This is a genomic window from Streptomyces sp. sk2.1, assembly GCF_008120935.1.
GTDB lineage: Bacteria > Actinomycetota > Actinomycetes > Streptomycetales > Streptomycetaceae > Streptomyces.
In genome coordinates, this window is record NZ_RDBO01000033.1 from 134,832 (window position 1) to 144,850 (window position 10,019).

Below are 10,019 nucleotides of genomic sequence, written 5' to 3' on the forward strand. Positions count from 1 at the left end.
TCGGTGTCCGTGGGGTTCGTTCCCACCGAGTCCACCGTCAGGCTGCCGCCGCGCCCGGACGGTGTGCATGGGCCGGTCGGCCCCCAGGAGGACCCCCTCGGGCCCACGCCCCACCCTCCCGGGGGGTGTGAGGGTGGATGCGGGCCGGCGCGACCGGCCCGGGTGGCGAAGGAGGGCCGGCCATGTCCGAGGCAGTCCCGAGGCCGGTGCCCGCCGGGCCGCGCCCCGTCCTGCTCAGCTTCCTGGGCGGGGTGGGAACGGTCACCGGCAGCAAGTTCCTGGTCGAGAGCGACCATGCACGGCTCCTTCTCGACTGCGGTCTCTTCCAGGGTTTCGCGAACCTGCGCCGACGCAACTGGGAGCCCCTGGGCCGTGCCGCCGCCGATGTCCGCGCCGTGGTCGTCACCCACGCCCACCTGGACCACTGCGGTTGTCTTCCACGCCTGGTCCGGCAGGGCTTCCGCGGGCCGATCCTCGCCGGCGCCCACACCGCCCGGCTCGCCGGGATCGTGCTGCGCGACAGCGCCAGGCTCCAGCTGGAGGCCGCCCGGCACGCCGACGAACACGGCTGGTCGAAACACCGCCCCGCGAAGCCGCTGTACGACGAGACCGACGTCGACAGGACCTTGTCGTTCTTCGATCCGGTCCCGCTGGGCGAGGAAGTCGGGATCATGGCGGGCATCCGGCTGACGCTGCACCGCGGCGGGCACATCCTCGGCTCGGCCTGGGCCGGCCTCACCCTGGAGGACGGGCACACGCTGGCCGTCTCCGGCGACCTCGGGCGCCCCGGACACCCGCTGCTGCTGCCCCCGGAGCCGTTCTCGGGAGCCGACGTGCTGCTCCTGGAGTCGACGTACGGGGATCGTCGGCACGACCCGGAATCGGGGCGCTCGGCCTTCGCCTCCGTGATCGCGCGTGCCCTCGCCCGCGGCGGGACCGTCGTGATCCCCGCCTTCGCGATCGACCGCACCGAGGTCGTCCTGCACGAACTGACCGGGCTGCGCGAGAGCGGCGTGCTGCCCCGGTCGGTGCCCGTGTACGTGGACAGCCCCATGGCCCTGGCCGCGCTCGACGTGTACCGCGATGCCGTGCGCGAGCGGTCCCCGGAACTGCGGCCCGAGATCCTGGCCCGGGGATAGGCCGCGTTGAGTCCGGCGCCCTTCCTCGCCGCCCGGACGGTTCAGGAGTCCATCGACATCAACAGCGCGCCCGGCCCCGCCGTCATCGTCTCCTCGGCCGGCATGGCCACCGGCGGCCGGGTCCTGCACCACCTGCGCAGGCTGCTCCCGGACCCGCGCAATGCCGTGGTCGTGGTGGGATTCGCCGCGGCGGGCACCCGGGCGCGGGATCTGGTCGACGGTGCTCGCGTACTGAAGATGTTCGGCGAGTACGTGCCCGTACGGGCCGAGGTCACCGACGTACCGCACTTCTCCGCCCACGCCGACGCGGGACAGATCATCGACTGGCTCCGGGGCGCCCCCGCCCCTCGCACCACGTACCTCGTGCACGGCGAACCGGCCGCGTCCGGGGCCCTGCGCGACCGCATCGATCACGAACTGGGCCGGACGGCCGTCGTGCCCCGCTCGGGTGAGGCCGTTCTGGTCCGCTGACCCGGGCCCTTCGGTCCCCCGGTGTGACCTGCGCGGCCCTCCCGGGCTCCGCGCCTTCCACGAGAGGCTGTGGGAGAAGGGCCGGCCGGGCGTCGGCCCGGAGCCCGGCTCGTGCCCGTCGAAGGAGACAGCCATGGTCCCCCGGCCGTTCACCGTCGCCGACGTGATGACCAAGAAGGTCGTCGCCGTCCGGCCCGGCGCGGAATTCAAGGAGATCGCCGCCACCATGGAACGGTGGAAGGTGACCGCGCTCCCCGTGGTCGAGGGGGAGGGCCGGGTCGTCGGAGTCGTGTCCGAGGCCGACCTGATCCTCAAGGAGGAGTTCCACGACCACCGCCTCGGCCTCATCGAGCAGCTGCGGAGGCCCGACGCCACCGCGAAGGCCGGTTCCGACCGGGCCGAGGACCTGATGACCTCGCCCGCGGTCACCGTCGGTCCCGGCGCCCCGCTGCCGCAGGCCGCCCGGCTGATGGCCGTCCGACGCGTCAAACGGCTGCCGGTCGTCGACACCCACGGCATCCTCCAGGGCATCGTGAGCCGTGCCGACCTGCTCAAGGTCTTCCTCCGTCCAAACGAGGAACTCGCCGCCGAGGTCCGTCGCGACGTCATCGCGCAGGTGTTCCCTCTGTCGCACGACCGGGTCGACGTCCGCGCCGAGGCCGGTGTCGTCACCCTGACCGGCAACGTGCGCGACAGCACGCTCGTCCCGGTCGCGGCCCGGCTGGCACGGGCTGTCGAAGGGGTGGTGGACGTACGATGCGAGCTCACCGCGGACGCCGACGCGTAGCCGGGGCGCGCCGTCCCCGTGCGGAGCGCCGGGCGGCCCCTCGCCACCGGGGCGTGCCCGAAGTGACATCCACCGACCTGTACGAGGTCACCATGGCGCTCTCGTACCTGCGGGAGGACATGCGGGCACCGGCCACGTTCAGCCTTTTCGTGCGCGCCCTGCCCCCGGGGCGGGGGTTCCTGGTCGCCGCGGGACTGGAACCGGCACTCGACTGTCTCTCCCGCTTCCGGGTGGGCCGTTCGGACACGGAGGAGTTCGCGAGAGCGCTGCGGCGCCCCACGGCGGACCTCGAACCGTTGCGCGGCCTCTCCTTCGACGGCCGGGTCCGGGCCGTGCCGGAGGGCCGGCTCGTCCTCCCCGGCGAACCGCTGCTGGAGGTCACCGCTCCGCTGCCGCAGGCCCAGCTGGTGGAGACGTACCTGCTGTCCCTGCTGTGCCACCGGACGGCGGTCGCCTCCAAGGCGGCCCGGTGCGTGCTGGCCGCCGCCGGGCGGCCCCTGGTGGACTTCTCGCTGCGCCGGACCCACGGGCCCGAGGCGGGCATGCAGGCGGCAAGGCTGTGCGCCCTGGTCGGATTCGCGGGCACCAGCAATGTCGCCGCCGCATGCCGGTACGGCATTCCCGCCGTCGGCACGATGGCCCACTCGTACATCGAGAGCTTCCCCTCGGAGGAAGAGGCGTTCCGCGCTTTCTCCCGCACCCATCCGGGTCCGGTGACCCTCCTGGTCGACACGTACGACACGGATCGCGGAGTGGCCACGGCCGCGCACGTGCTCACGGACCTCGGGCTCGGGACCGGGTGCGCGATCCGGCTCGACAGCGGCGATCTGGGCGCGCCGGCCCGCCGGGCCCGTACCGCGCTCGACGCGGCCGGGCTGACCGACGTCCGCATCATCGCGAGCGGCGGCCTGGACGAGTACGGCGTCGACCGGCTCGTGCGGGAGGGCGCGCCGATCGACTCCTACGCCGTCGGCACGAAGGTCGGCACGGCCGCCGACGCCCCCTGCCTGGACGCGGCGTACAAGCTCGTCGAGTACGACGGCCGGCCCGTCATGAAGCTCTCGTCCGCCAAGGTCACCGCGCCGGGTCCGAAGCAGGTCTTCCGCGGCCCGGGGCTCCGGGACGTGATCGGCCTGGCCGACGAGACGCCGCCCGAGGGCACGGAGCCGCTGCTGCGGACCGTGATGCGCGGCGGACTCCGGACGGAGCCCCCCGACACGCCGACGGCCGCCCGTACCCGCTTCGAGGCCGACCTCTCGGCCCTGCCCGAGGAAGCACGGCGCGTCACGGCCCCGGTGGCCCCCTCGCCCGCGGTGTCGGCCCGGCTGACCGCCCTGACGACCACCGTCCGGCACCGGATCGCCGGAAGGACCCGGACGGCACCGCAGGACGGTCACGGGCGTCCCCGAGGGCCGGTCGGCCCTCCCCCGGCCGCCGGACACGGGCGATCATGAGAGAAGCCGGAGGACCGAGCCATGGGAAAGGGGACCGGGGATGAGGCACCGAAGTGTCGCCGAGTTGATGACGCCCACGGCCGTCAGTGTCGTGCCGGGCACGCCCTTCAAGGAGATCGCCCGGCTCCTGGACGAGTTCGACATCACCGCCGTCTGCGTGGTGGACGAGACGAACCGGCCGCTCGGCGTCGTCTCCGAAGCCGATCTCGTACGTCCCCGCGCCGTCGGGTCCGGGCTCCACACGGCGGGAGCGCTCATGTCGAGCCCCGCCGTGGTCGCCCGGCCCGAATGGAGCGTGGTGCGGGCCGCCCGTGTGATGGACCGGTCCCGGGTGAAGCGCCTGCCCGTGGTCGACGAGGACGGGCGGCTCGTGGGCGTGCTGAGCCGCAGCGACCTCATCCAGTTGTTCCTCCGCAGGGACCGGGCGATCCAGGAGGAGATCGTCGAGGACGTGGTGACCCGCACCCTCGGGCTGAACCCGTCGGACCTCTCGGTGGACGTCCAGGACGGCCGGGTCACCCTCAGCGGCACGGTACGTCGTCCCGGGCTGGTGCCCGTCCTCCTCAGACTCTGCAACAGCGTCGACGGTGTCGTGGGAGTCGTCGACCGGCTCCGTCACGAGGACGACGCCCCCACCGGGAAGTGACGATCACCACCGGGTGTCCCGCTCCACCGCCCGCACGGACCCGGTGACGGGCGACGCCCGTCGGCGGCGCCGGGCGCGCCGCAGCTCGTCCGTGCCCCAGACCAGGACCGGAAATGTCGCGATGAGCAGAACGACGTCCCAGGGAAGGGCTGCCGTGCCGAAGATCCGCTGCAGCGGCGGTGCGTAGACGAGGGCCGCCGTGAACACGAGCTCGAAGGCGATGCCCGCCAGCAGCAGCGGATTGGACAGCACGCCGATCTCTCGCAGCGCCGCGTGGTCCGTACGGGCCGCGAAGGCGGTGCCGACCTGGCAGGTGACGATCCCCGCGAAAGTGGCCGTGGTGGCCGTCACGTAGGCGTCGTGCAGAGGGCTGCCGGGTCCCGTGGGGGCGCCCGGCTGCCAGCCCGCGCGCCAGAGCACGCAGAAGTAGCCGGCCGTGACGAGGACGGCCGACACCGCCCCCAGACAGCCCCAGCTGCGGACGAGCATGTCGTGGGAGATCACGGACTCGCGCTCGGAGCGCGGCGGCCGCCGCATGATGCCGGGCTCGGAGCGCTCCCGGCCCAGGGCGAGGGCGGGAAGGGTCTCCGTGCCCAGGTCGATGGCGAGGATCTGCAGCACCGTCAGCGGGAGCGGGACCGCGCCCGCCGACAGGGCGAAGACGAGGAAGGGCACGATCTCCGGGGTGGCGTGGGCGAAGATGTAGACGATGAACTTGCGGACGTTGTCGTAGACGCGACGCCCGGACTCGATCGCGGTGACGATGGTGGCGAAGTCGTCGTCCGTCAGCACCATGGCCGCTGCCTCACGGGCCACGTCGGTACCCGACCGGCCCATGGCCACGCCGATGTGGGCGCGGTGGAGCGCCGGCGCGTCGTTGACCCCGTCGCCGGTCATGGCGACGATCCGGCCGTGGGCCCGCAGGGTGTCGGCGACCTTGAGTTTCGTCTCGGGCGAGGAGCGGGCGAAGACGACCTCGGCGTCGCCCTCCGCGAGGAGCCGGTCCAGTTCGTCGTCGCCCAGCGACTCGGAGGCGGCGACGACCTCCAGCCGGGGAACCCCGATGCCGACCTCGCGGGCGATCGCCGCGGCTGTGGCACCGCCGTCCCCCGTCACGACGTGCACGCGCACCCCGGCCTCGTGGCAGCGGCCGACGGCCGCCGCCACCTCGGAGCGGGGCGGGTCGTACAGCCCGACGAGGCCCAGCAGGGTCAGTTCCGACTCGGCGTCCTGCCGGTGGGCGGGCGGTTCCTCCCCGCGTGGCAGGTCGCGCGCGGCGACGGCCAGGACCCGCATGCCGCCCTCGGCCAGTCGTTGCGCCGCCGAACGGGCCGCCGCCCTGTCGGGGCCGGGCAGGACACGGGACAGGACCACTTCGGGCGCCCCCTTGACCACGACCCGTTCCCGGCCCGGCTCCTCGCCCTCCTGGACGACCGACATCAGCCGCAGCCGCGGATCGAAGCGGAACAGCGCGCGCCGTTCCGCGTCGCGGCGTTCGGGATCCACCGGGACCCCGCGCTCCGCGGCCCCCGTGACGAGGGCGGCCTCGGTGGGATCGCCGTGCAGTTCGCCGTCCGCGTCGCGGGTGACCGTGGTGCACAGGGCGCCCGCCCGTAGCAGTGCCCTCGTCCACGGGCCCTCGTCCGTTCCGTGACCGACCGTCCAGAGCGTGCGCAGACGCATGCGGTTACGGGTGAGCGTGCCGGTCTTGTCCGTGCAGATCACGCTCGTCGAACCGAGTGTCTCCACGGCGCTGAGCCGTTTGACCAGGGCACCCTGCCGGGCCAGGACCCGGACCCCGACGGCGAGGGCCAGGGTGATGGTCGGCAGCAGCCCCTCGGGGACGTTGGCGACGAGGAGCCCGATGGCGAACATCAGGGAGTCGGTCACCGGAAGGCCGACCGCCACCCCGACGACGAGGAAGACGGCGCCCATGCCCGTGGCGACGCCGGCGATGAGCCACGCCACCTTCTTGACCTGGTGCTCCAGGGGGCTTTCCTCCCGGCGGGTCCGCTGGCTGAGTGCGGCGATCCGCCCGAGTTCGGTGCGGTCCCCGGTGGCGAACACGACGGCTCGGGCCTGCCCCTCGACACAGCTCGTCCCGCTGAGGACGAGGTTCGGCTCCTCCAGCAACGGCGCGCCGAGCAGCCCGGCCGCCGCCACCCGCTCCGCCGGTACGGACTCCCCCGTGAGCATCGAGAGGTCGACCTCCACGCCTCCCTCGGTGACCCGTGCGTCCGCCGGAACCTTGTCGCCCTCCTCCAGGACGATGACATCGCCCGGTACCAGGTCGCGGGCCTCCACGGTGAGCGGCCGTCCGTCGCGCACGGCGAGGGCCTGCTCGGGCAGATAGCGGGCGAGGGTCTCCACCGCGCGTTCGGCCTGGCGTTCCTGGAGCAGCGCGAAGCCCGCGTTGACGACGATGACCGCGAGGACCGCCCAGCCGAGCACTGCCAGATCCGCGACGAAGGCCAGAACGGCGGCGGCCCAGAGCAGCAGGGCGAGGGGATGCACCAGTTGCCCGACCAGTTCCCGCGAGAAGGAGGTGTGTGCCTTGCGGCGCACCTCGTTCGGACCGTGGACCGCGAGGCGGCGGGCCGCCTCACGGGCGGACAGCCCGTCCGGACCGGTGGCGAGTTCGCGGCGGAGTCGGGGCAGGGGCTCGCCGGGATCGAAGGGCAATGCCCCGGCGGACGGCCGCGCGGGGCCGGTACGGCTCTTGGCACGGGTGGTCACCACTGGGCCGTCGCCCCGCTCAGTCATCGTCGGCCCCGGATCCGCTGCCCCGCCGGAGTCTGCCGGACCATACGGGTTCCACCTGCGCCCACTCGCGTTCGAGGGCCGCGAGGGCACGGTTCTCGGTACGCCGTCGTACGAGGACGAGGACACCGGCCCCGGTCGCCCCCGCGGTGCCGGCCGCGGCCGCGCCGCCGGTGAACGCGACCAGCACGCGTTCCGCGTCGTTGCCCGGCGGCCGGGCGGGGGCTCCGGCGGCGTCCACCCAGACGGGCACGGTGTGGCCCCGGGGGGTCCGGGGAGGCACTTCGACGGTTCCGGACCGGTGGACGTCGTCGGGGTACTCCCAGATCGCCGGGGCGACGAACCGCGGCTGTGTGCCCTGCTGGATCGGGGCGGGCGGCTCCTCGGCCGGCCCCGTGGTGGTCGCCGTCACCCGGTGGAGGTGCTCGGCGCGTACGCGGTCCGCCCGGCCCCCGGCGCTCCACAGGTACCCGGCGGCGACCGCGCCGCAGATCAGGGCGATGGTCAGGACGACGGCCGCGGCCACTCGCCCACCGGGGCCGCGGCCCGACTGCTCGTGGTCGGTCATGGTGCGCCTCCGGACGGATGTCACACCGGACGGGAACACGGCTCAGCGGACGGCGGTGCCGCCCCCGTCGTCCCTCGGTGTCCGGCCGGTCCCGTCGGCGGTGTCGGCGGTGACGCCGTGGCCGCCGCCGCGGGTGGCCGGGACGGACTTCCTGCTCATGAGCGGTCCCCGGCATCGCCCCGCTTCACCGGAACGGTCCGTGCCGCCCGGGTCTCCTGGTCGGGCATCGGGACGCGGACGGTGAGGATGCCGTCCGTGTAGGACGCCTCGACGCCCTCGGCGGGAACGGGGTCCGGGAGGCGCACGGTCCTGCGGAACGATCCGTAGCGGAACTCCGAATGCTCCTTGTCCTGGGTGCTCTCACCGTGCTCGGCGCTCACCGTGACCAGGTTGCCGTCGACCGTGATGGTGATGTCCTCGTCCGGGTCCATCCCGGGGAGTTCGGCCCGCAGGACGTACGTGCCGTCGCCGCTGGTGACCTCCATGGGAATGGAGTGGGCGGCCATGACGGGGAACCGGCCGGGCAGCCCGGGGAACTCCCTGCTGAACCAGTCGTTGAAGTCGGGGAAGAAGTTGTGCCTGCGTTCCACCTTCGCTCCGGTCATCGTTCTGCTCCTCCTGCTCACGGGTCCGGGGCGCCGCCCCTCGGGCGGGCCGGACCACGGAGCCCGGTCCGGCTCCGCTTCTCCACCCTTCCGCCCGTCCCCTTTGCGGCGCAGTGCCCAAGGGGGCTGTCGGGGAGGGCCGAACGGTCCTGATTCGCAGGGGACCGACCGGCCCATGACACGCCCGCTGCGCGCCTCGGCCGTCATGGGGCGAGGCCGCGTCGGCAGGACGACGCGCGGGACGCGGGGCCGGTGGCACCATGGCGGCGGCCCGGCTCCCGCCGTCCGGGGCATTCAGAGAAAGGCGGCGGAAACCCGGACCGTGTGCACCGGACGCCCAGGCCGCCCGGTCGTCTCCGGGCCATGCGGCAAAAATCCGTACGGCACGGGCGGCACCTCGCCCGCGGCGTCCTGGCGTTCGAACCGAAGTGGCCTCGGTTCGTGGGCGGGGCGGCGTCGTGTCCTGCGGGGCATGGTCATCCCTCTTCCTTCTCCGGTGCTCGCGTCGAGGGCCGCCTCCGCCGCGACGGCACGGTGCTCGACCGCGGCGGAGCCCTCCGGTGTCACGGGGACGGAGTCGGCACCCGCGCCGACCGGGCTCGCGGTGAACGCCGGGTCGCCGCTGTGCCGCTCCGGCCGCGCGGGCCCACCGGCCGTGTGCGCGGGTGGTGAACGGTCGAGTGCCGCGGACGACGGCGGGGACGCCGAGTTCACGGCTGACGACGACGGCGTGCGAGGTCCGGTCCCCGTGGTCGGCGACGACGGCTGCCGCCCTCATGACCGGTTCCGCCCGTCGTCGGGGTTCCCGACGGTGCGGGTCGGTCCGGCGCCCGCGTACACGGCCCTCGGCCGTTCGATGCCGATCCGTACGCCGACGCGGCGGTCACGGGCTTCGAGGAGGGTGTCCGGGCCGCGGACGTCCAGGTACGTCTCCTGCTGCCCGGCGAAACCCGCCGCGGGCAGGTCCTCCGCGATCGCGCTGCTGGACACCGCCGCCCCGGTGCCTCCCGACCGGTCTCCCGGGCCGACCGGCCGTACACGGCGAGCACGTCGTCGAGCAGTGGGACGGGCGGCGGACGCGCGGGGGAAGGGCGGGCGGACGGCGGCCCCGGCCTCGTCGAGGCGGGCTCCGCCGTGGAGCCGACCGGTCCGCGCGGCCACGAGGGGGCACGGACGGTGGGCGTCGAGCAGTTCCCCGTACGCCTCGGCGGTGGTGGCGAATCCCGGTGGGACCCGTGTCCCTGCCCTGCCGATCCGGTCGATCGGCTCACCGGGCGAGACGTTCCTGCCCCCTGCACGGCCGATGTCCCGTCGGCCCGGCCCGGCGAAGGATACGACGCGCCGCACGGCTCCCATGGCGCCCTCCGTGGTTCCCGGTCGGTTCCCGCACGGTCCCCGGTCAGTACGGCAGGGGACGGCCTGACGGAGTGCGCAGGTCGAGCGGGGGCCGCTCACGGGGACGGCCGTGCCCGGCACTGATCCGGATGCGCTCCATGGTGCTCACCTCTCCGTGCGGTGGGGAACGTCTCCTCGCGTGTCCGCCCGGCGCCGGGCGGACACGCGAGGAGACGTTCCCCACCGCACGGAGA

General features: G+C 74.0%; 9 protein-coding genes and 1 pseudogene. 5 read left to right on the forward strand and 5 right to left on the reverse strand.

The window, feature by feature from the left end; genetic code table 11:
• Window positions 1-182: 182 nt before the first annotated feature.
• The 5 genes from EAO76_RS12705 to EAO76_RS12720 all read left to right on the forward strand — a co-directional run bounded on the left by EAO76_RS12705 (window position 183) and on the right by EAO76_RS12720 (window position 4,497).
• Window positions 183-1,139 carry an MBL fold metallo-hydrolase gene (locus tag EAO76_RS12705; RefSeq protein ID WP_262375420.1) on the forward strand — a complete coding sequence of 319 codons (957 nt, stop codon included), beginning with the start codon at window positions 183-185 and terminating at the stop codon, window positions 1,137-1,139.
• A gap of 6 nt (window positions 1,140-1,145) precedes the next feature.
• Window positions 1,146-1,610, forward strand: coding sequence for an MBL fold metallo-hydrolase RNA specificity domain-containing protein (locus EAO76_RS46125; RefSeq protein ID WP_262375421.1), 465 nt, complete (start codon window positions 1,146-1,148; stop codon window positions 1,608-1,610).
• A gap of 133 nt (window positions 1,611-1,743) precedes the next feature.
• Window positions 1,744-2,397 (forward strand): CBS domain-containing protein, encoded by a 654-nt coding sequence (locus EAO76_RS12710; protein WP_148836037.1) that lies wholly within the window; start codon window positions 1,744-1,746, stop codon window positions 2,395-2,397.
• A gap of 53 nt (window positions 2,398-2,450) precedes the next feature.
• Window positions 2,451-3,851 (forward strand): nicotinate phosphoribosyltransferase, encoded by a 1,401-nt coding sequence (locus EAO76_RS12715; protein ID WP_148836038.1) that lies wholly within the window; start codon window positions 2,451-2,453, stop codon window positions 3,849-3,851.
• A gap of 40 nt (window positions 3,852-3,891) precedes the next feature.
• Window positions 3,892-4,497, forward strand: coding sequence for a CBS domain-containing protein (locus EAO76_RS12720; RefSeq protein WP_148836039.1), 606 nt, complete (start codon window positions 3,892-3,894; stop codon window positions 4,495-4,497).
• 3 nt (window positions 4,498-4,500) lie between these two features.
• Here the strand turns inward: EAO76_RS12720 and EAO76_RS12725 are convergent, their stop codons facing one another.
• The 5 genes and pseudogenes from EAO76_RS12725 to EAO76_RS12745 form a co-directional block, all read right to left on the reverse strand.
• Complete coding sequence (locus EAO76_RS12725; RefSeq protein WP_262375422.1) at window positions 4,501-7,233, reverse strand: cation-transporting P-type ATPase; 2,733 nt, start codon at window positions 7,231-7,233, stop codon at window positions 4,501-4,503.
• Between the two features lie 19 nt (window positions 7,234-7,252).
• Entirely contained in the window at window positions 7,253-7,825 is a 573-nt protein-coding gene (locus tag EAO76_RS12730) for a hypothetical protein (RefSeq protein ID WP_148836041.1), read from the reverse strand.
• Between the two features lie 155 nt (window positions 7,826-7,980).
• Window positions 7,981-8,430, reverse strand: a complete 450-nt coding sequence (locus tag EAO76_RS12735) for an Hsp20/alpha crystallin family protein (RefSeq protein ID WP_148836042.1) — start codon at window positions 8,428-8,430, stop codon at window positions 7,981-7,983.
• Between the two features lie 697 nt (window positions 8,431-9,127).
• Window positions 9,128-9,208: pseudogene (locus tag EAO76_RS47550) on the reverse strand (PEP-utilizing enzyme); the annotation flags it as partial.
• Window positions 9,205-9,786 carry a PEP/pyruvate-binding domain-containing protein gene (locus tag EAO76_RS12745; RefSeq protein ID WP_148836043.1) on the reverse strand — a complete coding sequence of 194 codons (582 nt, stop codon included), beginning with the start codon at window positions 9,784-9,786 and terminating at the stop codon, window positions 9,205-9,207. The pseudogene EAO76_RS47550 and the gene EAO76_RS12745, both read right to left, overlap by 4 nt.
• Window positions 9,787-10,019 lie beyond the last annotated feature (233 nt).

Bases quoted from the DNA above. Each gene is read 5' to 3' on its own strand.
- EAO76_RS12730 (WP_148836041.1), bottom strand. From the start codon at position 7,825: ATGACCGACCACGAGCAGTCGGGCCGCGGCCCCGGTGGGCGAGTGGCC.
- EAO76_RS12720 (WP_148836039.1), top strand. From the start codon at position 3,892: ATGAGGCACCGAAGTGTCGCCGAGTTGATGACGCCCACGGCCGTCAGT.
- EAO76_RS12745 (WP_148836043.1), bottom strand. From the start codon at position 9,786: ATGGGAGCCGTGCGGCGCGTCGTATCCTTCGCCGGGCCGGGCCGACGG.
- EAO76_RS12705 (WP_262375420.1), top strand. From the start codon at position 183: ATGTCCGAGGCAGTCCCGAGGCCGGTGCCCGCCGGGCCGCGCCCCGTC.
- EAO76_RS12735 (WP_148836042.1), bottom strand. From the start codon at position 8,430: ATGACCGGAGCGAAGGTGGAACGCAGGCACAACTTCTTCCCCGACTTC.
- EAO76_RS12710 (WP_148836037.1), top strand. From the start codon at position 1,744: ATGGTCCCCCGGCCGTTCACCGTCGCCGACGTGATGACCAAGAAGGTC.